Annotated in this window: 28 protein-coding genes; 21 read left to right on the plus strand and 7 right to left on the minus strand. The window is 48.8% G+C overall.

The window, feature by feature from the left end:
• Window positions 1–20: 20 nt before the first annotated feature.
• From BKD12_RS11730 to BKD12_RS17630, 5 genes are all read left to right on the plus strand, one after another.
• Complete coding sequence (locus BKD12_RS11730; RefSeq protein WP_070089529.1) at window positions 21–986, plus strand: carbohydrate ABC transporter permease; 966 nt, start codon at window positions 21–23, stop codon at window positions 984–986.
• Window positions 986–1,831, plus strand: coding sequence for a carbohydrate ABC transporter permease (locus BKD12_RS11735; RefSeq protein WP_070089530.1), 846 nt, complete (start codon window positions 986–988; stop codon window positions 1,829–1,831). The genes BKD12_RS11730 and BKD12_RS11735 overlap by 1 nt, the downstream gene beginning before the upstream one ends.
• Window positions 1,832–1,915: 84 nt before the next feature.
• Window positions 1,916–4,375, plus strand: coding sequence for a glycoside hydrolase family 3 protein (locus BKD12_RS11740; RefSeq protein WP_070089531.1), 2,460 nt, complete (start codon window positions 1,916–1,918; stop codon window positions 4,373–4,375).
• Between the two features lie 237 nt (window positions 4,376–4,612).
• Window positions 4,613–4,933 (plus strand): helix-turn-helix domain-containing protein, encoded by a 321-nt coding sequence (locus BKD12_RS11745; protein WP_070089532.1) that lies wholly within the window; start codon window positions 4,613–4,615, stop codon window positions 4,931–4,933.
• Window positions 4,933–5,292: a hypothetical protein gene (locus BKD12_RS17630; RefSeq protein ID WP_070089533.1), complete on the plus strand. Its 360-nt coding sequence runs from the start codon at window positions 4,933–4,935 to the stop codon at window positions 5,290–5,292. The genes BKD12_RS11745 and BKD12_RS17630 overlap by 1 nt, the downstream gene beginning before the upstream one ends.
• 3 nt (window positions 5,293–5,295) lie before the next feature.
• Here BKD12_RS17630 and BKD12_RS11755 read toward each other — a convergent pair whose 3' ends face one another.
• Together BKD12_RS11755 and BKD12_RS11760 are read right to left on the minus strand one after the other, a co-directional pair.
• On the minus strand, window positions 5,296–5,604 hold the full coding sequence (locus BKD12_RS11755; protein WP_094078756.1) for a type II toxin-antitoxin system RelB/DinJ family antitoxin: 309 nt from the start codon (window positions 5,602–5,604) through the stop codon (window positions 5,296–5,298).
• A 392-nt stretch (window positions 5,605–5,996) separates the two neighbouring features.
• A complete protein-coding gene (locus BKD12_RS11760; RefSeq protein WP_070089535.1) occupies window positions 5,997–7,349 on the minus strand; it encodes a CapA family protein in 1,353 nt (450 codons plus the stop codon).
• A gap of 316 nt (window positions 7,350–7,665) precedes the next feature.
• On the opposite strand from BKD12_RS11760, the gene BKD12_RS11765 reads away from it, so the two are divergent.
• Window positions 7,666–7,851: a hypothetical protein gene (locus BKD12_RS11765; protein ID WP_070089536.1), complete on the plus strand. Its 186-nt coding sequence runs from the start codon at window positions 7,666–7,668 to the stop codon at window positions 7,849–7,851.
• A gap of 36 nt (window positions 7,852–7,887) precedes the next feature.
• On the opposite strand, the gene BKD12_RS11770 is transcribed toward BKD12_RS11765, so the two are convergent.
• Window positions 7,888–9,084, minus strand: a complete 1,197-nt coding sequence (locus tag BKD12_RS11770; RefSeq protein WP_070089537.1) for an MFS transporter — start codon at window positions 9,082–9,084, stop codon at window positions 7,888–7,890.
• Between the two features lie 143 nt (window positions 9,085–9,227).
• Here BKD12_RS11770 and BKD12_RS11775 point away from each other — a divergent pair, with 143 nt between their 5' ends.
• Complete coding sequence (locus BKD12_RS11775; protein ID WP_070089538.1) at window positions 9,228–10,109, plus strand: AraC family transcriptional regulator; 882 nt, start codon at window positions 9,228–9,230, stop codon at window positions 10,107–10,109.
• 32 nt (window positions 10,110–10,141) lie between these two features.
• On the opposite strand, the gene BKD12_RS11780 is transcribed toward BKD12_RS11775, so the two are convergent.
• From BKD12_RS11780 to BKD12_RS11795, 4 genes are read right to left on the minus strand one after another with little or no spacing between them, the layout of a single operon-like run.
• Window positions 10,142–10,420, minus strand: a complete 279-nt coding sequence (locus tag BKD12_RS11780; RefSeq protein ID WP_070089539.1) for a hypothetical protein — start codon at window positions 10,418–10,420, stop codon at window positions 10,142–10,144.
• 4 nt (window positions 10,421–10,424) lie between these two features.
• Window positions 10,425–11,192 carry an ABC transporter permease gene (locus BKD12_RS11785; protein WP_070089540.1) on the minus strand — a complete coding sequence of 256 codons (768 nt, stop codon included), beginning with the start codon at window positions 11,190–11,192 and terminating at the stop codon, window positions 10,425–10,427.
• Window positions 11,189–11,935, minus strand: coding sequence for an ABC transporter permease (locus BKD12_RS11790; protein ID WP_070089541.1), 747 nt, complete (start codon window positions 11,933–11,935; stop codon window positions 11,189–11,191). Before BKD12_RS11790 ends, BKD12_RS11785 begins: the two co-directional genes overlap by 4 nt.
• Window positions 11,935–12,693 carry an ABC transporter ATP-binding protein gene (locus BKD12_RS11795; RefSeq protein ID WP_176730960.1) on the minus strand — a complete coding sequence of 253 codons (759 nt, stop codon included), beginning with the start codon at window positions 12,691–12,693 and terminating at the stop codon, window positions 11,935–11,937. The genes BKD12_RS11790 and BKD12_RS11795 overlap by 1 nt, the downstream gene beginning before the upstream one ends.
• Before the next feature lie 329 nt (window positions 12,694–13,022).
• On the opposite strand from BKD12_RS11795, the gene BKD12_RS11800 reads away from it, so the two are divergent.
• The 14 genes from BKD12_RS11800 to BKD12_RS16975 all read left to right on the plus strand — a co-directional run bounded on the left by BKD12_RS11800 (window position 13,023) and on the right by BKD12_RS16975 (window position 25,448).
• On the plus strand, window positions 13,023–13,727 hold the full coding sequence (locus BKD12_RS11800) for a response regulator transcription factor (RefSeq protein WP_070089543.1): 705 nt from the start codon (window positions 13,023–13,025) through the stop codon (window positions 13,725–13,727).
• Window positions 13,728–13,729: 2 nt separating this feature from the next.
• Window positions 13,730–15,142, plus strand: coding sequence for a sensor histidine kinase (locus BKD12_RS11805; RefSeq protein ID WP_070089544.1), 1,413 nt, complete (start codon window positions 13,730–13,732; stop codon window positions 15,140–15,142).
• A 151-nt stretch (window positions 15,143–15,293) separates the two neighbouring features.
• Window positions 15,294–15,491, plus strand: coding sequence for a sulfur carrier protein ThiS (gene thiS, locus BKD12_RS11810; RefSeq protein WP_070089545.1), 198 nt, complete (start codon window positions 15,294–15,296; stop codon window positions 15,489–15,491).
• A gap of 4 nt (window positions 15,492–15,495) precedes the next feature.
• The gene (gene thiF / locus BKD12_RS11815) at window positions 15,496–16,125 is read left to right on the plus strand and encodes a sulfur carrier protein ThiS adenylyltransferase ThiF (protein ID WP_094078755.1); all 630 of its coding nucleotides are present in this window, start codon (window positions 15,496–15,498) and stop codon (window positions 16,123–16,125) included.
• Between the two features lie 7 nt (window positions 16,126–16,132).
• The gene (locus BKD12_RS11820) at window positions 16,133–16,909 is read left to right on the plus strand and encodes a thiazole synthase (RefSeq protein WP_070089546.1); all 777 of its coding nucleotides are present in this window, start codon (window positions 16,133–16,135) and stop codon (window positions 16,907–16,909) included.
• A gap of 17 nt (window positions 16,910–16,926) precedes the next feature.
• A complete protein-coding gene (locus BKD12_RS11825) occupies window positions 16,927–17,499 on the plus strand; it encodes a thiamine phosphate synthase (RefSeq protein WP_070089547.1) in 573 nt (190 codons plus the stop codon).
• A gap of 322 nt (window positions 17,500–17,821) precedes the next feature.
• Complete coding sequence (gene fba / locus BKD12_RS11830) at window positions 17,822–18,685, plus strand: class II fructose-1,6-bisphosphate aldolase (protein ID WP_070089548.1); 864 nt, start codon at window positions 17,822–17,824, stop codon at window positions 18,683–18,685.
• A gap of 105 nt (window positions 18,686–18,790) precedes the next feature.
• Window positions 18,791–20,902 (plus strand): glutamine synthetase III family protein, encoded by a 2,112-nt coding sequence (locus tag BKD12_RS11835; protein WP_070089549.1) that lies wholly within the window; start codon window positions 18,791–18,793, stop codon window positions 20,900–20,902.
• 10 nt (window positions 20,903–20,912) lie between these two features.
• A complete protein-coding gene (locus BKD12_RS11840) occupies window positions 20,913–21,386 on the plus strand; it encodes a DUF1700 domain-containing protein (RefSeq protein WP_070089558.1) in 474 nt (157 codons plus the stop codon).
• 108 nt (window positions 21,387–21,494) lie between these two features.
• Entirely contained in the window at window positions 21,495–22,028 is a 534-nt protein-coding gene (locus BKD12_RS11845) for an RNA polymerase sigma factor (protein WP_070089550.1), read from the plus strand.
• Complete coding sequence (locus BKD12_RS11850; protein ID WP_070089551.1) at window positions 22,012–22,857, plus strand: hypothetical protein; 846 nt, start codon at window positions 22,012–22,014, stop codon at window positions 22,855–22,857. The genes BKD12_RS11845 and BKD12_RS11850 overlap by 17 nt, the downstream gene beginning before the upstream one ends.
• Window positions 22,833–23,711: an ABC transporter ATP-binding protein gene (locus BKD12_RS11855; RefSeq protein WP_070089552.1), complete on the plus strand. Its 879-nt coding sequence runs from the start codon at window positions 22,833–22,835 to the stop codon at window positions 23,709–23,711. Before BKD12_RS11850 ends, BKD12_RS11855 begins: the two co-directional genes overlap by 25 nt.
• 31 nt (window positions 23,712–23,742) lie before the next feature.
• Window positions 23,743–25,014, plus strand: a complete 1,272-nt coding sequence (locus BKD12_RS11860; RefSeq protein ID WP_070089553.1) for an ABC transporter permease — start codon at window positions 23,743–23,745, stop codon at window positions 25,012–25,014.
• A gap of 260 nt (window positions 25,015–25,274) precedes the next feature.
• Window positions 25,275–25,448: a hypothetical protein gene (locus BKD12_RS16975; protein ID WP_176730959.1), complete on the plus strand. Its 174-nt coding sequence runs from the start codon at window positions 25,275–25,277 to the stop codon at window positions 25,446–25,448.
• Window positions 25,449–25,466 lie beyond the last annotated feature (18 nt).

Consider the following 25,466-nt stretch of genomic DNA (forward strand, 5'->3'; position numbering starts at 1 on the left):
ATAGAAAGGAACAGTAGTTTATGAAAAAGAAATCAAAAAGCGTCAGTTACGCGAAATGGGGATACGTATTTATCATACCGTTTTTCCTCTGTTATTTCATTTTCTCTCTGATTCCGCTGGTTGATACGGTGCGTTATAGTTTTTTCGAATATTACCGTTCGGGAATTAAAGAAATAGGACCGAATTTTATCGGAATGGAGAATTATGTCAGTCTTCTTCAGTCGGATATGCTTGATTATACAGGAAATACCATCATTTTATGGGTGATTGGGTTCATTCCTCAGATTGTTATAGCGCTGTTGCTGGCAAACTGGTTTACCGATATAAGGATGAAGATCCGAGGCAAGCAGTTTTTTAAGGTTGTAATCTATTTGCCAAATCTGATCATGGCATCAGCATTTGCAATGTTGTTTTTCGCGCTTTTTTCTACAAATGGACCGATTAATTCCATTCTGACATCAGCTGACCTGATTGAAAAACCGATTGATTTCATGGGAACTGTATTTGGAACCAGATCATTGATCGGATTGATGAATTTTCTGATGTGGTTTGGAAATACAACCATTATGCTGATGGCTGCTATCATGGGTATCAGCCCGGATGTATTTGAAGCCTGTGAGTTAGATGGATGTACCGGAATTAAGAGATTCTTTTATATTACACTTCCTCTGATTCGTCCGATCCTGGCGTATACGCTGATCACATCCATTATCGGTGGATTACAGATGTTCGATGTGCCGCAGATTCTGACAAACGGACAAGGTAATCCGGACCGTACTTCAATGACTCTGATTATGTTCCTGAACAGTCATCTGAAGAGCAAGAACTATGGAATGGCGGGAGCATTATCTGTATATCTGTTCATCGTCAGCGGTATCCTGTGTTTCTTTGTTTATAGAATGACTAACGGAAATGAGGAGGAAGCGGCGAAAAAGGCTGCAAGAAAGGCAGCGAAAAAACAGGCAAAGAAAGGGGGAGTTCGGTAATGAAATCTCAAAAAACGCCTCGTTTGAGAACAATCGTGGCATATCTGGTATTGATATTGTTATCATTCTTATGCCTGTTTTTCTTTTACATTCTGATTATTAATGCTACACGCTCCCATGCGGATCTGCAAAAAGGATTTTCCGCACTTCCGGGCGGTTATCTGCTGGAAAATCTGAAGAATGTAGCGAATGACGGAAGCTTTCCGATGTTTAAAGGTATAGTTAACAGTCTGATCGTTTCTATCAGTACGGCTGCACTGTGTACATACTTTTCTTCATTGACAGCTTATGGATTATATGCGTATAATTTTAAGGGTAAGAAAATTGCATTTACATTTATTATGGCAATTCTTGTAATGCCGACACAGGTAACGGCGATGGGATTCCTGAGATTGATCACCAATATGGGAATGTATGATTCTCTTCTTCCGTTGATCATCCCGTCCATCGCATCTCCTGCAGTGTTCTATTTCATGTACAGCTATCTGCAGTCCTCACTGCCTCTGTCACTGGTAGAAGCTGCCAGGATTGACGGCTCCGGTGAATTCATGACATTTAACCGGATTGTATTGCCGATTATGAAACCGGCAATTGCGGTGCAGGCAATTTTCACATTCGTGGGAGCATGGAATAATTACTTTGTTCCGGCACTGGTAATTCAGTCGAAGGACAAAATGACAGTTCCTATCCTGATCGCCACATTACGAGGAGCAGACTACATGAATTTTGATATGGGTAAGATATATACCATGATCATGGTGGCTATCGTCCCGATCATTATCGTATATCTGTTCCTGTCAAAATACATCATTGCAGGAATTACACTGGGTGGTGTAAAAGAATAAGAAATACCGTCATAGAAGAATCTGCGCGTGTACAGATTCACCTATGACGGTTTTCGTATGTAATTGTCAGAAAAGGAGAAAACGATGATACAGCAATGGAAACACAGTGGAAGGCTGACAGATACGCCGTCCTCTAAGGAAATCGAACATGGAAAACTAGCGCGAAGGGCAGCGGCAGAAGGCTGCGTTTTACTGAAAAACGAAGGAATTCTGCCCCTTCGGATCTCGGATCCGATTGCCCTGTTCGGCGGCGGTGCGGGAAAGACTATAAAGGGAGGTATCGGCTCCGGAGATGTGAACAACAGAAAGACGGTATCCATATATGAAGGGCTTATGGAAGCAGGGGCGACCATTACGAGTACATCATGGATTGAGGATTATCAGAAGCGTTACAGTGATGCCAGAAACACATGGAAAGAAGTGATTCTTGAAGCAGCCAGACATGTGGAAAATCATTTTGATGCTTACGCTTCACATCCCTTTATGATGCCGGAGGGCAGAGATATTTTGGAGAGCGACCTGTCCGGAGCGTCTGCTGCGATCTATGTGGTCAGCAGGATTGCGGGAGAGGGAAAGGACAGAAGACTTCAGGAAGGCGACTATTACCTTAGCGGGAAGGAAAAGGAAGACCTGCTGTTCCTGAACAGATGTCATATTCCGACGGTTTTGATTATTAATGCGGGCGGTCCGGTGGAAATCACAGATATTCTGGAGGAAGCAGTATGCATTAAGGCAGTCTTGAATGTTTCACAGCCCGGGCAGGAAGCCGGACATGCAGTAGCGGATATTCTGTTTGGCAAGGTCAGTCCGTCTGGCAGACTGACGTCCACCTGGGCCAGACGTTACTCCGATTATCCGTATTCGGATTCATACAGTTATCTGAATGGAGATCTGGAAAAAGAAGAATATAAAGAAGGTATTTATGTCGGATACCGGTATTTTGACAGCTTTGAGGTAGAACCATTATTTCCTTTTGGATATGGACTTTCTTATACAGAGTTTGATACGGAGTTTCTGGATATTGAAATATCAGATGGAAAGATCAGAGCCAAGGTAAGAATAAAGAATACAGGAATGAATTATCCAGGAAAAGAAATAGTCCAGATCTACATCACCCTTCCTCAGAACGGGGAGGCAAGAGAATATCAGAGACTGGCCGGATTCGCGAAAACAGATGTGCTGGCCCCCGGAGAGTGTCAGGAGCTTACGGTAGAGGTAGATCAAAGCCAGCTGGCGGTATTTTCTAAGAAGGCGCAGGGGTGGATTGTAGAGGCAGGATATTATGGCATATGGACGGGAAAAAGTTCCGCAGATAGGAAGCAGCAGGCGTTCCTTGTTGTTGAGAAAGAGGCTATGCTTTGTAAAACGTATCCTATCGGTGAAAAAGAGACGGATTATGGAGAATTACTGCCTCCAGAGAGCCTGAAAGCGAGGGCAGAACAATGGACAAGAGTTGGAAAACAGTTGAACCTCCCGGAGTACGGATTTCTTCCGGTAAAAGAGGTGATTACACAACAAGAATGTGCTTTGGCGGATGAAACTTACCGGACGGAGGATCTGATCCCGCTGTTGTATGGCAATGTTACAAAAGGAACAAGTACGTTGGGATCTGCAGGAACCCGCGTCCCAGGTTCTGCGGGCGAGACATCGGAGGAGTTGGAGAAGTCTGCGGGAATCCGTTCGTTGATTATGGCAGACGGTCCGGCAGGCTTAAGACTACGGCAGTGTTATCAGGTTGATCGCAAAACCGATACCGTGTATGGCGTGGGCGTGCTGGGGACGCTGGAAAACGGTTTTCTGGAACCCATGGAGTACCATGAAGATGCGGATACCTATTATCAGTTCTGCACAGCGTTTCCGGTAGGAACGGCGCTGGCCCAGACCTGGAATCTGGAATTGATCGAGGAATTCGGGCGGGCTGTTGCGGAAGAAATGCGGGAATATTATGTAGATCTCTGGCTGGCGCCGGGATTGAATATTCACCGGAATCCTCTGTGCGGCAGAAATTTCGAGTACTATTCCGAGGATCCGTTGGTGTCGGGGCTGGTTGCCGCCGCAGTTACAGATGGAGTCCAGAGCATGTCAGGATGCGCAGTCACGATCAAACATTTCGCCTGCAACAATCAGGAAGATAACCGGATGGGTGTGGATTCGCGGGTATCGGAAAAAGCACTCCGGGAAATCTATCTGAGAGGATTTGAAATCGCGGTAAAGAAAAGCAGTCCACTGGCCATAATGACTTCTTACAATCTCGTAAATGGAGTACATGCAGCTGCAAATTACGAGCTATGTACGACGGTAGCAAGAGAAGAGTGGGGATTCCAGGGACTGATCATGTCTGACTGGAACACCACAGTTCCGGAAGACGGAACGATTCCCTGGCAGTGTGCTGCGGCGGGAAATGATGTGATCATGCCGGGAAATATGAACGATGACGTAGATATACGCCGGGCATTGGAAGAGGGACGCTTGTCGGAAAACAAGATTCGAATGAGTGCGGGAAGAGTGATCAGCCTGGTGAAAAAACTGGATGAGGAGAAATAGAAGATGTACAGGGTTTCCTTAACCGGTCGCATAAAAATATAAAACGGCGATAAAAAACTCTGAGAGGTTCATGACTCTCAGAGTTTTTTGTGCCTGCGACGAATCAAAGCACGAGTCTTCTAAATATTCTCCGAAAGGAGAATAATGTTTATTAATATTGACTTAAATCATATATTTGTTTATAATAAAAAACATAAAAGCACCAATGTTATTTGAAAAAATAGAAAGTGAATGGATATGAAAAAAGCTGCGTACAATATATTACCGTCAACAGAAGAAGTGCTGAAAACAATGGGGGAGCAGATTAAACTTGCCAGGTTACGACGCAATTTGTCGGCTGAGCTTGTGGCAGAGAGGGCAGGAATCAGCCGGGCTTCTCTCTGGAAAGTAGAATCCGGTAATCCTGCATGTGCAATGGGAATATATGCGGCAGTACTTCATGCGTTGAATAATATGGACAAGGATCTGTTGTTGGTCGCGAAAGATGATGAAATGGGAAGAAAACTCCAGGATATGAATCTGATGACCAGAAAAAGAGCAAGTGGAAGGAGAAAATAATGGCTGCGAATCAGAAAATCATTTATGTATATGATGACTTCAGCTTTGATGAACCGATACTTCTGGGTTTGCTATATATTACATTTATAAGGGGAAAGGAGAATTTTTCTTTTGAATATGATCATCAATGGCTTGTTAGAACAATGTTTCCGGTAGATTTGGATCCTGAGATACCGGGGTTTGCGGGGAGACACTATCCGGGGGGAAAAGGGATTTTTGGTATTTTTTCAGATGCAATATCTGCTTTTCCAGCCGTTCCAGTTGCCCTGTCGCATTTTCTGGCGATAAAAGCTCAAAAGCGATATATTCAAATATTCCTCGCAAATCCTTTTCGGCCTGTGATGATATTACTACTTTAAAAATCATAAGCCATAATCTTTCCGAATATCAGCAAAAACATTTTGGGCATCTTTGGTTCGTCCCGCTTTCATATCTACATACCCTTTTTCCAGTTCTACATGAAGGCCTTCTGTTCCAAGCGTATTTATGTCTATGGGCGTTCTTTCTGGAATTTTCACTTCAAAGGGAAGTCCTCTCTGTAAGATAATCTGCTTATAAAACATATTGATAGCGTTGGAAGCCGGTATACCCAATGTAGATAGAATTTTTTCAGCCTGTTCTTTGATTTCTGGCTCTATTCTTACATATAAATTCGCTGACTTTGCCATAATGACAACGCTCCTTTTCATACATAACTTTTTCTTTATTATACATAAATGTATATACAATAGCAATACATTTTTCTTGGATGTTAATGATATGATTGGACAGATCTAACAATATGTCCTTGACTAAAGTTTATTGACTTTATCCTTCGGCTTGGTATAATATACTTAACAAGACAACCGGGATAGATAGATGAAGCCTATCCGTTCCGGGCAAAATGTTAAACCACGAAGAGTAGTCGTCCTAACCTTTACCAGAGAGTAGGATGGCTGCTTTCTATTTTTCATAGAATGGAAAGCTGTCCCTCCCAGTTGCCTGGGTAAATATACTATTTGATTTATTTGTGGAAATACTGAGAGCCGAAATGGCCAGAATTTTTTAAGCATCCGCCCTGTATCTACAGGGCGGATTTTAAAGGCAGAGAAGCCTTGACTTTTTCTACTCCGTCACCGATGATAGCCTGTGTTCTGGCGGCAGATTCATCGGCCTGTTCTTTGATGCCTGTTATCCCTGTCTGTTCCTCCAGCCGTTCGGTGTTGTCAACCGGAAGGACGACAAAGGTGGCGCCGTTTTCGCCTGCATAGCGGTGGGTCCACATCGGTGTGAAGGTGACATCGGTGAGGCTGACCTTTCCTTTATCATCGCTGGAAAGGGAAAGTGATAACAGATAGCTGTCTTCCGTTTCGCCTGTGGGAAGCTCATCCTGCATGTATTCGATCTGCTGATTGGAAAGGAAGTTTCCAATGGCATAGGCGCAGAGCATCTGATGTTCTCCGTCAGAGGAAGTCAGCACATCGACCGGCTGGATCACATGCGGGTGACTTCCGATCAGGGCATCTACACCCAGGTCGCAGAGCTCGCCGGCGATCTCCTCCTGCTCCTCGGACTGCTGAGTCTGATATTCTGTGCCCCAATGCATATAGGCGATGGTATATTGTGCGCCATCTTCCTTCATGCCGGCTAAGGCGTCCTCCATTTCTCCGTAAAAGGTGTCCAGATCATTGTAGTCAAAAGAATTAATAAGAGGTGCCATCTCGTCTGATACCGGAAGAGCGTTAATGGAGGCTTCTTCATTGTCTTCGGTGGTCTCGTAGACATAGCTGATCACACCGATTTTCATGCCGTTGACATCGACGATATCATAGTTTTTCTGAGACTCTTCCGGCTGCGTTCCAAGGTAAGAGAGCTTTTTCTCGGTCAGAACATCCATGGTACGCAAAAGGCCTTCATCTCCGCCGTCCAGGAGATGGTTGCTGGCCAGGTTGACCATATCGATGCCGCAGCCTGCCAGAGAGTCAGCCAGTGCATCGGGCGCGCGGAACATAGGATATCCGCTGTAGCCTGCCTCCTCGCCAGCCAGAGATGTCTCCAGCGTGACGGTTGAGACATCAGAGTCACTAAGCAGAGGGCTGCAGTAATCAAAAATTGGCGTATAGTCGTAAGTGTCCGTCTGAGGATCATAATAAGCCTCTGAGTTCATGATCGGTCCGTGGAAAACAACATCGCCGGCGGCAGTCCAGGTAACGTCAGTCGCCTTCGATGTTACAGCTTCTGCCGCATTTGTCTGCTTTTTATCTGTGGATGGAAAAATAAGTGAAGTCAGAGCCGCAAGCAGGATGCCGAAGATAATAAGTTCAAATAACAATATGAAGAAGCTCTGATCACTGTTGATAGATACTTTAGAATGTCCCTGGCGGTTCTGGTGTTCCAGGGCTTTTTTCCTGTGTTCTTCAAATTCAGACATATTCATCTACCCGACCGATTCCGGGCACCAGAATCAGCCATCCCCCTCTTTTGTATCATAAAAATATTGTAACTCTATATATGGACAAAAACAAGCGCAATCTTTGGTGATGTATCCTAATAAATCTTTGGTGATGTTATCACAGAAACCTGTGACGATACGGCTTATAATACAGAAAAAACAGTAAGCAGCATGGAAGGAGAAATGAGATATGAAATTCAGACTAAATGACCGTTTAAGGCAATATATGGAAGAAAACCACCGCAAGGATATTTTGATCATACCAAGAATATGCCATACCTGAGGCGGATCTGTTTTTGAAGTGTCAGCAAGGTTTGTTGATTTGGAAGAAGCAGCCCGTTTAAGAAAAGAAAACTTTCACAGTTTTCCAAATGAGATCGGAGAGGTGTTCATTTCCCGGATTCCGCAGAAATTTGAAGAGACGGTGGAACTTGGAATGACAAGGTTTTTCAGGAGGATTACTGTGGACGGCATTTATTCCACATAACAGGGCAGGATTGAAAAGAGAGAAGGACGGAGGCTTTTATAAGGCCTCCGTCCTTTGCGAAGATGTATTGGTTTTTACGATAAATACGGAAATAAAAATCGCTGCACAAAAAATGCAATTCAGCGCCATACCAAGTTCCAGGCCTAAAAGATCGCTTGCGATCCCGACGATCCAGGGGCCGAACATACCGCCCAGCCCTCCGAAGGCCAGGAAGATGCCCAGAGTCCGCCCGGGATGCCCCTCTGAGATTTCCGAAATGATAGCGGTTGAAGTCGGAAAGATGATAGAGTAGCAAAAGCCCGTGATAGATGCAAGGATGGCAAAGGCATCCGGCCCGAATACGCCGGCGATGATGCAGAAGGCCGCACCTACAGATGCAAAAAGCACACTGCGCATATGTCCAAGGCGGTCTACGAAAAGGCTGCCGCCAAGGCGTCCCAGGGTAATACCGATGTAAAAAAGGGAAAGGCTGGTGGAGCTTTCTATTACGGAGAAATGCTTCACGTTCTGGTAGAAATCCACCAGCCAGCTGGCAGTTCCGATCTCGGCTGCCATATAAGCGAAGTTCGAAAAATTCATCGTCCATGTCGCCAGGCGGCGGAAGCGTCCGGAAACGGCAGGCGCCGTCTTTTCTTCCTCTGGGGTGATGCCGGCGTTTCTGGAATCCGGGGGATTTTTCAGAAGAACGAAATAAATAGCGACCGGAACCGCAATGAACAAAAAAATGCGGTAGATCACTCTCCAGGATATCCCCTGGTCCAGAAACAGCCCGGCGATCATAGGGGTAACAAATGCGCCGCATCCGGCGATTGCAGCAAGGATATTTAAGTAACGGCCCTTTTTCTCCTGGTAGAGAGGGGTGATGATATTGCAGCCTCCAAGCTCCAGAGATCCCAGGCCGATCCCGATAAAAAAGATAAATGCGATCAAAGGGAGCAGTCCGGAAGAAGCGGAATACCCGCCGACTCCAAACACAAGACTAAATGCGGCCAGTACCAATGTAAATTTAGGGCCGATCCGGTCTGCCAGGATGCCGACCAGCAAGGTGGCGGCGAAATATCCGGCATACTGTCCCATAACGATGGTCCCGCCGGAGGCATAATTGAGCTGAAGGTCACCAAGGAGCGAGGAAAGTGTGGCTCCGCGCATACTGTCATAGATGCCGAAAAGCAGATAGCTTAAAAATCCGCCCAGGGTAAGTATGATGAGCTGACGTTTTGTGATCTTATTCATTTTTTGATCCTCCAAGAGTGTTGATTTTTGGAGAGGTCTTGTAAATGTCTCCTGCGTTTAGTATGATTATATCAGCAAACAAAGTGGATAAATAGCAAAATTCAGCCAAATAATATGACAATATCGTCAGGAAGGAGAAAAACATGATAATCGAGGGAGATACCATCGTTGATGAGCATGGTCATGAAGATCTGCAGCATTTCTCTTCAGGATTTCTGGTGGGATGCTATTTTGATGATCTGGAGAAAAAATCGATTCCCTGGCACTGGCACGAGGAGATGGAGACCGGCATTGTCATGGAAGGAATGGTCATGCTCCATACGCCAAAGCAGGAATGGAAATTACAGAAGGGCGACGGTTTTTTTATCAACAGCGGGATGCTGCATGAGATGAAAAGCTGCCAGGCAGGGCCGTGCAAGGTCCGTATCCTGGCATTTCATCCCAGGCTTGTCGGAACGGAAGAAAACAGTATTTTCTGGGAAAAATATGTGCGCCCGGTGCTGGAGCATCCGGAGATAGAATCCCTGAGGCTTGATCAGGACCTGCAGAGTGCCAGGAGAGATCTGATCGAGGCGTCCTGGCTAAGCTGCAGGAATGAAGAATACGGATATGAAAGCCAGGTGCGGGAAAATCTGACCAGGCTCCTTCTACTGATCGGGGACGGAAGGCCGCAGATGCTGATGGAAAATGCGGAGAAATACAGAAGATATAATGAACGGACAAAGCAGATGCTGACCTTTATCAAACGCCATTTCGGGGAGGAGCTGTCGGTGCGGGATATTGCGGACAGCGCGTCCATCAGTGAGAGTGAGTGCCTGCGGTGCTTTCGGAAGATCCTGGATACATCTCCCATTGCATACCTGAAGACCTACCGCCTTCAGAGAGCGGCCGAGCTTCTGGAGACTACCTCAAGAAAGGTTTCGGATATCGCCGCCCAGTGCGGATTTGGGGAGATGAGTTATTTTGCAAAATCCTTTCGGGAGATTTACCGGTGCACGCCGTCTCAGTACAGGAGCCGCACATAAAAGTCCAAGTCGGCTCCTGGTCTGTAAGATGTTTAGACGGAAACAGCAGTCAGATAGAGGGCCGCTGCCCCAAAGGCAGCATAAATGCCATTGATGGCTGTGCAGATTGTCATAACCGGGTTTTTGACCTTCCAGCGGATGTAGACAAGGATAGAACACACACCGGAGAGAATCATAAAAAGAGCATAGGCGATAATGATGATCCTGGCAGCCGGCAGTTCTAAGGCCCAGTCAAAGGTCCGCAGAGGAAAGATGGTCCAGGGAAGAAATACGAAGACCGCGGCAATCAGAGTACATAGTTTTTCTTTCATAAAATTATCTCCTTTCTGCCTGCCCGAAACGAAGGCAGGATATAATGAGGCAGATGACAGTGATGATGACAGCAGCGGGGATCCAGGGGAAAAGGTCCCATTCCGCAGGGGAGCCGCTGCAAAATTCGCCGTATTTCCGGGTTACGATATAAAAAGGATAGCAGGGCGGGTACAGGTACCAGATCTTTACGTTGATCATCAATACAGTCGGTACCATGGAGGCAAGCCCTGCGGCAATAGAAAATACCGGAGTCTGCAGGCAGACGCTGAGCATCCAGTAAACAGCCAGCATAGGCAGGGACGATAGAAAAATATCTCCGGCCAGCATAAGGACGGTGGATGTATCTGCCATCAGAGAGACATTTAAGGACTGGGAAACAACCGTGGCGCAGATAAAATAGAGTCCGGTCATCAGTGCGCACTGGAAAAACGCCAGTGCAAGGAGTACGATCCATTTGCAGAGGGCCAAAGCAGAAGGGGAAAGCGGCAGTGCCAGCATTTTTAAGATGCCTTTGTGTCCGCGCTCCAGTTGCTGCAGGAGAACGGTGCAGACGATCATGCAGGCGGGATAGATAAACCAGGCAAAGCCCATGAAAGACTGGATCAGAAAGTTATGCTCCGGTGTGATACCCTCCATGACAGGAGTAAGGCTCATGTCGGCGTTGACAACATTGGGAAGCCAGAGTATGACAAGAGGCAGAAGCAGGAGAAGTAAGATCCTGGAGTGCCGGAGCTTCCGGAATTCTGTAAGGGTCAGTGTCAGATATCTCATAATGTATACCTCCGTGTTCTGGCAGCCGGTATGGCTGCGATGATTAGAATGATAGTCTCTGCCACAGCGCAAAGAAGAAGGTTCTTCAGATCGCCGGAGAAGGTATCCCCTGCAGCAAGGACTGTGCAGGTTTCTTCAAGTCCGGCGAAGGGAGTCAGGAAAGGCACTAGCTTTAGTGCAAACGGGCCATCTGTCAGGACTGTTGCCATAGACAGAAAGGTGATGCCGATTCCCAGGGATACCCACATGTTTTCGTTAAGCAAAGCGATCAGCAGCATGAAAAGGATCGTGGGCAGGCTTAAAAGTGCAATGCTTCCAAGGTACCTGATAAGCTCCGGGAAAAAGTCTTCCGAAAGCCCAAACCAGCGGGAGGCACAAAAACTCAGTCCGGCAGCTTCTAATGTAAGGAGCAACAGAAAGCAAAGGATCAGGATAATTGCCTTTTTGAAATACAGTCCTTCGGCTCGCAGAGGCAGAGCCAGCATATGATTCAAGGCACGGCCTGCATATTCGGTGTGAAACATCGTGCAGGCTCCGCATATCACCAAAATCAGATGGAGCAGCAGGATCATCTGGGCATTGGCCGTAAGGAGGATAGAGAGTACCGGACCTGTCTGGCTGGTAAAGGTGTCCGGACGGGCCGCAGTATTGAGGATGGGAATCAGTGCGGCCAGGATGCCTCCGATCACTATGGAGGGCAGAAAACCTGTGGATTTCAGTTTGCGAAATTCTATGGAAAGCATTATGCCAGCCCCCTTCGTCTCAGATTGTCTTCATCAATCAGCGCCAGGAATGTTTCTTCCAGATTGTCAGTGGGAAAGCCTCTCAGGGCGGCATCCTGACGAAGCTCTTCCAAACTTCCTTCAAACAGCAGCCGTCCATGATTCAGGATACCGATGTCATCTGCCATGAGTTCGATCTCTGGCAGAAGATGGGAGGAGACCAGCACCGTACAGCCAAACTTTTCCGGAAGGGAGCGGATCAGTGTACGGATTTCATGTATCCCGGCTGGATCCAGTCCGTTGGTAGGCTCATCCAGGATCAAAAGCTTTGGTCTCCCGATCAGAGCGCCGGCAAGACCCAGGCGCTGCTTCATGCCTAAAGAATATTTCCTGGCAGGGCGGTCGGCCGCATGGGAAAGCCCGGTAAGAGAAAGGGCATCCTCCACAGAATCTTTTGGAAGATCCAGGATTTTGCGGATGATGTCCAGGTTTTCCCTTCCGCTCAGATTTCCGTAGAACGCTGGCTCCTCGATGAGTGATCCGGTCCTTCTAAGAATTTCCATCCGGTCTTTTGGATATTCCATGCCGGCAATCGTAAAGGCTCCTGCGGTGGGCCGGGCAAGGCCCAGAAACATTTTCATGGTCGTGGATTTCCCGGCTCCGTTGGGGCCAAGGAATCCATAGATGCTGCCCTTTCGTACATGAAGATTCAAACGCTGGACAGCAGCAAAATTTCCATATATTTTTGTAAGATTTTTTGTCTCGATCATATACATGATGGATACCACCTTTGTTTTGATGGATTCATCATACTGCGGTTACCTTACGCCAGCATTTCCGTTGCCTTACAATTACCTTACATTTTCGGCGCCGGGCTGTTTCCTTCCCTGCGCGCGTGATATAATGATCGCACGGGTGCGATCCGGGCCGGCGGGCCGGCCCGCCCTGCTTTGCAGGGATTATATCGGCAATCCACGGCTTGGGAAGCAAATGTTTGCTTGCGCAACCGCTTCCTTCCCTGCGCACGTGGTATAATGATCGCACGGGTGCGATCCGGGCCGGTGGGCCGGCCCGCCCTGCGGGGGAATCGTAATGAGGAGGAATGGAAATGGACAGAGATTATCTGAAGGAAAAGAGGATCCTTCTGGTCGATGATGAGCAGGAGCTTTTGGATATGGTATGCTCTATTTTAAAAGAAGAAGGATATCAGAACCTCTGCACGGCTTCTTGTATGAAGGAAGCTATGGAAAAGGCAGCGGTTTTTTCACCGGAACTGGCAGTGCTGGACGTGATGCTGCCGGATGGAAGCGGCTTTGAATTATTTGAAAAACTGAAGCAGATGGGGGATTTTCCGGTGCTGTTTTTGACAGCCTGCGGAGAGGATGAAGATAAATTCCGGGGCCTGGGACTGGGAGCGGATGACTACATGGTCAAGCCCTTCCTGCCCCGGGAACTGATTTTAAGGATCGGGGCGATTCTTAGGAGAAGCTATAAAAATGAAGAGCCGCAGGTGAAGCTGGCAGACAGTATTGTTGATTTTTCCAGGGCAGAGGTAAGGCGCGGCAGCCAGACCATTCCTCTGACTGCCAAGGAGTTTGCGTTGCTGTCGGCACTTTACCGGAATGCCGGACGGATCGTGACCATTGACGCATTGTGTGAAGCGGCATGGGGAGACAATCCTTTTGGCTATGAAAATTCGCTGATGGCTCATATCCGGAGGATACGGGAAAAGATCGAGGCAGAGCCTTCTCATCCCAAATCACTTCTGACTGTGAAGGGACTGGGATATAAGCTTCTGGTGGAGGGAAGATAAAGATGAAAAATGCGTTGAAGCTGCTTCGCAGGATGGTGCTGGGGCTTTTGGGAGTCATGGTGCTTCTCCCGGTCGTGAATATCTTGATCCTGATGTTTACGCTGTGGGATGTGCATGGAAATGGAGGACCATATTCATTGGCGCAGGAGACTGCGGATGCACTGACAAAGGATGGAAGCGGATATCATCTGAGAACAGATGTACAGGAGAGGCTAAAGGAGGAAGGAGACTGGGCGGTTCTGCTGGATCCATCCGGAACAGTGGTATGGCAGACAGAAAACCTGCCGGCTGAAGTTCCAAAGACTTATAGTCTTACGGCTGTAGCGCAGCTGACCCGAGGATATATCGCGGATTATCCTACGTTCCCGGCAGAAGATGAGAATGGGCTGCTGGTTCTGGGATGTGCAAAGGACAGCTACTGGAAACACCTGTATCCAGCCTGGGATTATCAGCTGATCTCGAAAGCGGTCCCTTATGCAGGGATCGCAATCTTAATCAATGTGGGCGTGATCATTTTGATTTATGTGCTCACGGATATGAAGATCTTAAGGTCAGTAGGGCCTATTATGGACGGGATCCAGAATCTGTCTATGGGAAAAGAAGTCTGTCTGAAGAAAAAAGGCCTGCTGGCGGATATTGCCGGAAGTGTGAACCGAACGTCAGAGATTTTAAGAGAAAAGGAGTACAGGCTGAAGAAGAAAGAGACGGCAAGGGCCAACTGGATCGCCGGAGTGTCCCATGACATCCGCACACCCCTTTCCATGGTGCTTGGGTATGCCGGACAGCTCACAGGCAGCGAGAATCTAAGCGAAGAAGAGCACCGGAAGGCAGAGGTGATCTGCCGTCAGGGACAGCGGATCAAAAATCTGATCAATGACCTGAACCTGGCATCTAAGCTGGAATATGACATGCAGCCGCTGCATATGGAGCGGGTCAATGCCGTCGCATTGATTCGCCAGATCGTGGTGGATTATATGAATACCGAACCGGAGGACGCCTATCCCATCTGCTGGATGACAGAGGAGGATGTGGGTGTGTGTATGATCCAGGCGGATCCGGGACTTTTGAAACGGGCAGTCGGGAATCTGATCCAAAATAGTGTCAACCACAATCCTTCGGGCTGTACGATCTATGTAACAGTAGAACATATGGAAGATGTCTGTCAGATTCGGGTGGAAGATGACGGAGTCGGCATTTCCAGGGAGGAGTTAAAGAGGTTAAATGAGACGCCTCATTATATGCTCTGCGATGAAAATGTGACAGGTCAGCGCCATGGCCTGGGGCTTTTGATCGTCCGTCAGATTGTAGATGCTCATGGAGGAGAGGTTGAGGTCGGCCAGAGCGGATATGGAGGTTTTCTGGCTAAAATCCGGATAAAGATTCAGAAAGAGGAAGCAGGGAATGCCCCATCTTGACATTCGGCAGTATCGTAGTTATAATTATCAATGTTGATTACACAAATTTATATTGGAAACATAGAGTGGACGAGAGTTCATGAAGGGGTGCACCACCGCGGGTGTATTTCTTTGTGAACTCTTTTTTTACTCTATCTGGAAAGGAGGATATATGATCAGAGTCAATGGACAGGAAAAGCCGCTTGACGCAGAGCTTCTGCTATCGAATTTCCTGGAGCAGGAAGGCTACTTAAGAGCGCGTATTGCAGTGGAGCTCAACGGGGAGATCATTCCGGGAAGTCAGTACGGGAAGATGCGCCTTAAGGACGGGGACGTGCTGGAAGTGGTAAGTTTTGTTGGAGGAGGCTAAAGGGATGAGGCTGACAAGAGAAGAGATACAGGAGGCGCTTCGGGAAAGACATACCAATCAGATGCAGGACCGGCTGGAGCAGGGAAAAGTGGCGGTGGCCGGACTTGGGGGCCTGGGATCGAACGTGGCATTTTCTCTGGCCAGGATCGGAGTCGGCCATCTTCATCTGATTGATTTTGACCGGGTGGATATCTCGAATCTGAACCGGCAGCAGTACCTGATGCGCCATATCGGGATGTATAAGACAGAGGCGTTAAAGGAAGAACTTTTAGAAATCAATCCTTATCTGGAAATCCGGACGGATTGTGTGCGCGTGACGGAGGATAATTTAGAAGAGCTTTTCAGGGAGGATGAAATCGTCTGCGAGGCCTTTGACGTCCCGGAATGTAAGGCTATGCTGGTGAACGGGATCCTGGAGCGCTGCCCCGGGAAAACGATCGTCAGCGCCTCTGGAATGGCGGGCTATGGGAACAGCAATGCCATACAGACAAGGAAAATAACAAAGCATTTTTATCTCTGCGGGGATGAGGTCAGTGATTCGAGGGCGGGCCTGGGGCTGATGGCGCCCCGGGTGATGATCTGTGCCGGACACGAGGCGAACCTGATCACGCAGCTGATCATAGAAAAGGAGTAGATGAAATATGACAGATTTTGCAAATGATACACTGGTTTTGGGAGGACACGAATTTCACTCCCGTTTTATCCTGGGTTCCGGGAAATATTCATATGAGCTGATAAAGGCTGCAGTGGAAAATGCGGGAGCCCAGATCATTACCATGGCTCTTCGCCGGGCGAGCCAGTACGGGGATAATATCCTGGACTATATCCCGGAAGGGATCACGCTTCTTCCGAATACGTCGGGGTCCAAGACAGCAGAGGAGGCGGTGCGGACGGCCAGACTTTCCAGAGAGCTCTGCGGCAGTGATTTTGTAAAAGTGGAAGTGATACCGGATGCGAAGTATCTGCTGCCGGACAATTACGCCACAGTGAAGGCCACGGAAATCCTGGCAAAGGAAGGGTTTGTCGTTATGCCCTATATGTATCCGGATCTGAATGTGGCAAAGGCGCTTCGGGATGCGGGAGCTGCCTGCATCATGCCCCTTGGCGCGCCGATCGGATCCAACAAAGGGATCTGCACGAAAGATTTTATCCAGATCCTGATCGATGAGATCGATCTTCCTATCATTGTGGATGCTGGTATCGGAAAGCCTTCTCAGGCCTGCGAGGCTATGGAGATGGGAGCGGCGGCAGTCATGGCGAATACGGCGATTGCCACGGCGGGAGACATCCCGGCGATGGCGGCGGCCTTTAAGAGCGCCATTGAGGCGGGAAGAAGAGCATATCTGGCCGGCATGGGCCGGGTTATTGACCGGGGAGCCAGCGCTTCTTCACCGCTTCAGGGAGTAAGTGAGAAATAAAAGCGGAGGAGCGGCCCATGTATGAAGAGATAGATTTTAAGAAAATCATAGCTGTTTCCAACCGCCATGTAAGCCGTCTTCCCTATCTCGCTCAGGTAGAACGGATCGTAAGCTTTCATCCGAGGGCTTTCCTTTTGCGGGAAAAGGATCTGCCGGAAGGGGCCTATCTTGAACTGGCCGGGAAGGTACAGAAGATCTGTGACAGAAATCAGGTGCCGCTGATCCTTCATTTTTATCCGGAGGCGGCAAAGCGGCTGGGGCTTCCCAGTGTACATCTTCCTTTGTGGAAATTCGCAGAGGCGGGAGAGAACAGCGGTCTGAAAACGGGCGTATCCGTTCATTCCGCGGAGGATGTAAGGAGGGCGGAGAAGCTGGGTGCAGCCTATCTGACAGCGGGACACATCTTTGCCACCGACTGCAAAAAAGGGCTTGCACCCCGGGGGCTTTCCTTTCTGAAAGAGATCTGTGAACAGACGGAGCTTCCGGTATATGGGATCGGCGGCATCCGGCTGGACGCGGAGCAGATCCGGACAGTTCTGGAACAGGGGGCTGCCGGAGTGTGCATTATGTCACAGATAATGCGGATGTAAGTGCCTGGGATGTACAGACGTAAAATAGATTAAGAAGAGATAAGAAAAGAAGCCGTCCGTAAAAAAAACGGATGGCTTCTGCTGTTGTAAATCAAATGTGAGAGTAAAGTGTGGCATCCGGGGCTAATGGCCCCAGATGCAAACTTTATGAGGGGGGAGATAGTCGAAACATATCAACTATCTGATGCTTATTATAAAGTGGAAATGTGACCAAAGTATGTTCAAAATCTAAAAAAAGCGAAAATTTCTTAATTCCTTGTCATTTTTCTTATTATGAGATATAATAATTAAAGCAAATTTTTAGGAATTGGAGGAAATAAAAATGTTAGTATCAGCAAAAGACATGCTTGAAAAAGCAGTTGCAGGCCACTACGCAGTTGGACAGTTTAATATCAACAACCTGGAATGGACAAAATGTATCCTTCAGGCTGCAGAAGAGTGTAAGTCCCCGGTCATCTTAGGTGTTTCTGAGGGAGCAGGAAAGTATATGACAGGTTTTAAGACTGTATCAGCTATGGTGTCCGCTATGATCGAAGAGATGGGAATTACCGTTCCGGTAGCTCTTCATCTGGATCACGGTACCTATGATGGATGCATGAAATGTATCGAGGCAGGATTTTCTTCCATTATGTTCGACGGTTCCCACTATCCGATCGAGGAGAATGTGGCAAAGACAAAAGAGCTGATCGCAATCTGCCGTGAGAAGGGAATGTCCCTGGAAGCAGAGGTCGGAGCAATCGGCGGCGAAGAAGATGGTGTTGTTGGTCAGGGCGAGTGCGCAGATCCTGAAGAATGTAAGATGATTGCTGACCTGGGTGTAGACATGCTGGCAGCAGGTATCGGAAACATTCATGGAAAATATCCGGCAAACTGGGCAGGACTTAGCTTTGAGACTCTGGATGAGATCCAGAAGCTGACCGGAAAGCTTCCGCTGGTACTTCACGGCGGTACAGGCATTCCGGATGACATGATCAAGAAAGCCATCGATCTTGGCGTTGCAAAGATCAATGTAAATACCGAGTGCCAGTTAGTATTTGCAGAAGCTACACGTAAATATATCGAAGCAGGAAAAGACCTGGAAGGCAAGGGCTATGACCCGCGTAAGCTTCTCAAACCGGGCGCAGAGGCAATCATTGACAAAGTAAAAGAAAAAATGGAACTGTTTGGTTCTGTAGGAAAAGCCTAAGTAAAAGGCGGAAAGATAAAGAGAATAAAGGCGTTCCAACCGGAAGTTGGAGTGCCTTTTTCTGATATAGGATGATACGAGAAGGAAGAAAGGAAATGCGAGAATATGAGTGAAGCATTTAACGTGGCGGACATCTTTGGCGAGGATGTTTTTAATGACACTGTCATGCAGGAGCGCCTGCCCAAAAAGGTATACAGAGATCTGAAGAAAACCATCGAAGAAGGAAAAGAGCTGGATCTGGCAACAGCGGACGTGATCGCTCACGAGATGAAGGAATGGGCGATCGAAAAGGGAGCCACCCATTATACGCACTGGTTCCAGCCGCTGACAGGAGTGACGGCGGAGAAGCATGATTCTTTTATTTCCGCACCTATGCCAAGCGGCAAGGTGCTGATGAGCTTTTCCGGAAAAGAGCTGATCAAGGGAGAACCAGACGCCTCATCCTTCCCTTCCGGAGGACTTCGCGCTACCTTTGAGGCCAGAGGCTATACGGCATGGGATTGCACGTCCCCGGCTTTCGTGCGTAAAGATGCAGCGGGTGCGACACTTTGTATTCCGACAGCATTTTGTTCTTACACCGGAGAAGCGCTGGATCAGAAGACGCCGCTCCTTCGTTCCATGGAGGCGATCAATATCCAGGCGCTTAGGCTGATCCGTCTGTTTGGAAATACCACATCAAAAAAGGTAACGCCTTCGGTAGGACCGGAGCAGGAGTATTTTCTGGTGGATGCAAAGAAATTCCAGCAGAGGAAGGACCTGATCTATACGGGTCGTACTCTGTTTGGCGCTATGCCGCCGAAAGGCCAGGAGCTGGACGATCATTATTTCGGAACGATCCGGCAGCGTATCGCAGGCTTTATGCGGGATGTGAACATTGAACTGTGGAAGGTGGGAGTGACCTCCAAGACCCAGCATAATGAAGTGGCGCCGGCACAGCACGAACTGGCACCGATCTATGCGCCGGCAAATGTGGCGGTAGACCACAACCATCTGGTTATGCAGACCTTAAAGAGAGTGGCGGGACAGCATGGCCTGAAGTGCCTTCTGCACGAAAAGCCTTTTGCGGGAGTCAATGGATCTGGCAAGCATGATAACTGGTCCCTGATCACAGACGACGGAAAGAATCTTCTGGATCCGGGGAAAACACCGCATGAAAATATTCAGTTTTTGCTGGTACTGACCTGTATTTTAAAAGCGGTGGATGAGCATGCAGATCTCTTAAGAGAATCTGCGGCTGACCCGGGAAATGATCATCGTCTGGGAGCAAATGAAGCGCCGCCGGCCATCATTTCCATTTTCCTGGGAGATCAGCTGGAAGATGTGATCGAGCAGCTGGTAAGTACCGGAGAGGCGACTCACAGCTTAAAGGGCGGAAAGCTGAAGACGGGTGTGCGTACCCTGCCGGACCTGGCAAAAGACGCGACCGACAGAAACCGTACTTCACCGTTTGCATTTACCGGAAATAAATTTGAATTCCGTATGGTGGGCTCCAGAGACTCTGTGGCCGGGCCTAACGTAGTGCTGAATACCATTATTGCGGAAGCATTTTCAGAAGCCTGCGATGTGCTGGAGCAGGCAGAGGATTTCGAGATGGCGGTGCATGATCTGATCAAGCAGTATGCTACCGATCATCAAAGAATCATTTTTAACGGAAACGGCTATTCGGAAGAATGGGTAAAAGAGGCCGAGAGACGGGGGCTTCCAAATATCAGCTCCATGGTAGAGGCTATCCCGGCGCTGACGACGGAAAAATCGGTTGCCATGTTTGAGAAGTTTAAAGTCTTTACACGGGCAGAGCTTGAGTCTAGGGAAGAGATTAAGTACGAAAACTATGCCAAGGCTATCAATATAGAAGCGCGTACCATGATCGACATGGCAAGCAAGCAGTTTGTCCCTGCTTTCATTAAATATACAAAATCCCTTGCGGATACAGTGATCGCCGTCCGGGATGCAGGTGCGGACGCATCGGTGCAGTCCGATCTTTTAAATGAAGTCTCCGGATATCTGGCAGAGACGAAGCGGGCGCTGGAAACCTTGATGAAGGTGACCGAACAGGCGGCTGCGATGCCGGAAGGCGGAGATCAGGCCAGATACTATCATTCGGATGTGGTTCCTGCTATGGAAGCGCTCCGCGCGCCGGTGGATGCGCTGGAGATGATCGTGGATAAGGAGGCATGGCCGATGCCGTCCTACGGTGATCTGATCTTTGAAGTATAAGGAGGTCTTTGTGACAGGAAGTGAATTTATAGAGAAGCTTAAGAAAGCTTTGGAAAATGATCTGAGCGAAGCCCAGGTAAGAGAGCAGACAGCCTTTTACAGCAGCTACATCCGGGAGGAAGTAAGAAAGGGGCGGAGCGAAGAAGAGGTAACGGGTGAGCTTGGAGACCCATGGGCTATTGCCCGGAATATCATCAGTGGGATGGAGTTCCAAAATGAGAGCGGGGGGTATCAGTACGAGGCGGAACAAAGCCGCCAGAGATCCCGGTATCAGGACCGGGATCTGAAGGGGCAGGGAAACGGGCATATCCATACCTTTGGATTTAAGGGGTGGTGGCAGCTGATCCTGCTGCTCCTGGGGATCATCGGGATACTGGTTTTGGTGGTCGCTGTGATCGGAGGGATATTCTCGCTGCTGGCTCCGGTTCTGGTGCCGGTTATCCTCATTGTCATTATTTTAAGGTTCTTTGGAAGACGTCAGTGAAAACTGGCGTCTCTTTTATTTTTTGTAATCCTTTTGAATCTTTGTAACGTTATAAATAATGAAGAACAAAGAAACAGCCCATATGCACATCACAGGAGGACCTGTAAGTTGACGCGCGAAGACGAGATTTTTGAAAAACTGAAAAAAGGCGATCCAGATGGGGCAGAGGAACTGGTCAGGCTTTATTATGCCGAAATTTTGCGGTACTGTCTGTTCCGCCTGCCGGACAGGTCTATGGCGGAAGATGCGGTGCAGGAGACCTTCCTGAAAGTGTTCCGATATTTCGATGATTACCGGCACCGAGGGCATTTCCGGGCTTTTTTGTACAAGGTGGCGGCAAATGTATGCAGGGATCTGTGGCGGAAAAGGCGCTGGGAGCCCGTGCTGGAGCAGATACCCGTTGAAGAAAAAGGGATACGGGAGAGGGAGGACCGGGAAGATTTTAAAAGGCTGGTTGCGCTTTTGCCGGAAGAGCTTAGGGAGATCGTGGTCCTTCGTTTTTCTCAGGAGCTGAAGCTCAAGGAGATTGCGGGAATTACGGGATTGCCGGCCCGGACGGTGCAGTCCAGGCTGAGAAGAGCATTGAAGCTGTTGAAACAGGAATTGGAAGGAAGGAGTGACGGATATGGGCAAAGGAAATGAGAGGAGCCTTCGGCGGATGGAAAAAGAGCTGAAAGACCTGGCAGGCCGGAAGAAAGAGATGGTCCTGCCGGAGGAGGGGCATCTTTTGCAGACGGTATCGCTTGTCAGGGAAGCTTATCGGACGGCGGGGGCCCGAAGGAAGCCGATAGGATTCTTTTCATTTACGGTCCGGCAGATCCGTTATGCGGGCAGATATGTATGGGCCTGGCAGTGCCTGCTTTTATTTGGGATCCTGACGGTTTTCTGTGGATTTAGCAGGAACTGGAGTGGAGCGGATCTGGATCTTATGATGTTCTTGTACCGCCGGATCCCGCTGCTTCTTTGCGGTGCAGGAGTGGCTTCAGCCTGGAGCTGTGTTCCGCTTTTGGCCCGTGCCCGCAGGTGGCAGATGGCGGAGATAGAGCTTGCAGGGTGCTCTGCGGCAAGACTTCGGCTGGCGCAGCTTTTGATCAGCGGCGGGAGTGCGCTGACGGTAGGAGGGCTTTCAGCCTTTGCGGCCTGGCGGCTCTGGGCGATAGGGATTGAATCCTTGGCAGCCTATCTTTTCCTGCCTTTTCTTCTGGCGGGGAGCTGCATTTTGTTTTTCGTGCAAAGAGAGGAAGAACGGAACTTTTTGTTCAGGTGTACAGCGGTTCTCCTGGCAGGGTTTGCGGCCTTTGCGCTGGTGTGGAGGATACTAAGCCGCGGAGCGGAAGAGTTTCGGGATTATCAGGTGTCTGGAGCATATGTATGGATTTTGTGCGGGGTCGCGGCGGGCTTCTGGGTGTTTCAGATACAGCAGATTAGAAGAAAGGAGATGGCCGGATGGAGTTATGTATCAGAAATCTGACGAAAGAATTTCGGGATAAACGGGCGGTGGATCAAGTAAGCCTTACGCTTACCCCGGGCGTGTGGGGGCTTCTTGGAGCCAATGGCGCCGGGAAAACCACACTGATGCGGATGGCGGCAGGACTTCTTGTGCCGACAAAAGGAAGCGTGGAATATGATGGAATCCCGATCGGGGTGCTTGGGCGGCGGTACCGGGATGTTTTCGGATATCTTCCGCAGGAGTTTGGGTTTTATCCGGAATTTACAGTCTATGATTATCTGGATTATGTGGCCGCACTGAAGGGGCTTTCCAGAAAGGAGGCAAAAGAAAAGATTGACCATCTGCTGGAAGTGTTTTCGCTTGCAGATGTGCGGAAGAAAAAGATGGTGAAGCTTTCAGGCGGAATGAAGCGAAGAGTCGGTATTGCCCAGGCGCTTCTCAATGATCCGGAGGTGCTGATCCTGGATGAGCCTACCAGCGGCCTGGATCCGGGAGAGCGGGTGCGGTTCAGGAATCTGCTGTCAGAGTTTGCAGCGGACCGGATTGTGCTGATCTCTACCCACATTGTATCTGATGTGGAATATATCGCTTCCCAAAATGCGGTCATGAAGGAGGGAAGGATCATAGCGGAAGGGACGACAGAGGAGCTTCTCCGGCAAATGAATGGAAAGGTCTGGTCTGCTTTTGTGCCGGAATACGACCTTCATAAGTATGAGCAGGGAGTGCGGATCGTAAGTATCCGGAATGAAGATGCGGGTGTGGTGTCTGTCCGTTATCTGGCTGAACGGCCGGTACTGCCGGAGTCGGAGGCGAAGGAGCCAAGACTTGAGGATCTGTATCTGTGGCTGTTCCCGCAGGAAAAGGAGGTGCAGTGATATGAGGCACAGTGTCAGGAGGAGAAATCATATGTGGCGGCGGGTGTTTGGCGCCGAGCTTAAGAGACTTTTGAAGACGAGATCAGTCCTGATCCTTATGGCGGCTGCTGTTGTATTGGCGCCGGTTCTGGCTTATTTTCCTGCATCCTTTGCTTCTTATACTTATCGGGATGACAGCGGACGGGAGGTGACGGCAGAAGGCCGGGAAGCACTTTTACTGGAGCGGGAAAACCAGGGGGAATTTCAGGGCGAGATCACGGGGAAAGTTTTGACGGCGGCGCTTAAGCGGTACCAGGATTTTGCAGACGGGTATGAGGGCGGACTGCCGGACGGCATTTATGATGAACGTGTGGAGGCCAGTGATTACTATGAAAAAGTGTCCAATGTGGACGGACTTCTGAACCGGGTGAACGAGGCGTATGCAGATCCCAGGACCGGCATTGCCCCGGGACTTGATGCCCTGACGGAGGAAGAGACAGAAGGATTTTACGGACAATGCAGGCAGCATTTAAGAGAACTTTTATATCTGGAGGGCGGCGAAGGAGAGCGTACGGTCAATGCCGTAAGACAGGCGGAAGCACTCTATGACCAGGTGAAGATGCCGTTTACCTATGAACCGGGAGTGACAGCGGACGCACTGGAGTATGTGGGAATCTATGTGTTTCTGCTGGTGATGATCGGAACCTTTCTTCTGGTGCCGGTGTTTGCCAGTGACCGTCAGACCCAGGCGGATCAGATTCTGAAATGCACCCGGGAGGGAAAGGCCTGTCTTGCGGTCAGCAGGATCCTGGCCGGGCTTTTGATCGTAGCGGTTCTTTATGTAGTGTGCATGACCTTATTCCTGGCGCTTTTGAACGCATCCTTTGACTTTAAGGGGCTGGATACATCGCTGCAGCTTTTGGTATCTGTGGCAGTCTTCCTGCCGGTCACGGTCGGGCAGATGGAGCTTTTGATTGCCGGGGCCGGGCTGGTGTCTTTGCTGGCCGTCGCCGGATTTACCCTGTTCCTCTCGGGAAGGATGAAAAGCGTGGCCGCAGCCAGTGTTACTGCATTTGTATTTCTGGTCCTGCCGGTGATCTTCTATATGATGCTGGGCAATAATCTGGGTAACTGGATCCGGTGTCTTCTGCCGGCCGGAGGCGTGGGGATGGTGAACAGCTTCACCTATGCGGCTCTGAATACAGATTTTGCATATGTGGGAAATCAGGCGGTGTGGCTGCCCTGTGTAATGATGACCGCCGCGGCGGCAGAAGCAGTTCTGTTCACGGCCCTTGGCGTGGCCGGCTGGTGCCGGAAGAAATAAAGAAAAAATAAGAAAGACAGACAGTAAAAGACCGATGGGGGAGCCATCGGTCTTTTGAGGGGAGTATAAATAATTAATAAGGGGTTGTAGAAAGAATCCTTTCTACAAAACTAAGTATAATATAGCAGATAAAAAAAAGCAAGTAAAATATTAAAAAAATCTTAATATAAAACAAACAGCATTTTTATGGGATGTGATACATAGAATCCGCCGGAAAGGAAATACTAACGTCGAAACCAAAAAAATCAGGAGGAATTGATATGGCAAAAAACAATCAGACATCCAACGGTAACCAGAATGCAAACACGGAGCAGAACAGCACCAGCAAGCGCACAGCAGGAAAAAATGCATCCAACAATAAAAATTCCTACGGGAAAAACAATGCATCCAGAAATTACACCTCCGGGGCATCTGATTACAGCGATAAGTATTAACGCGAATGGGGACGTACA

This window comes from Merdimonas faecis (assembly GCF_001754075.1).
Taxonomy (GTDB): domain Bacteria; phylum Bacillota; class Clostridia; order Lachnospirales; family Lachnospiraceae; genus Merdimonas; species Merdimonas faecis.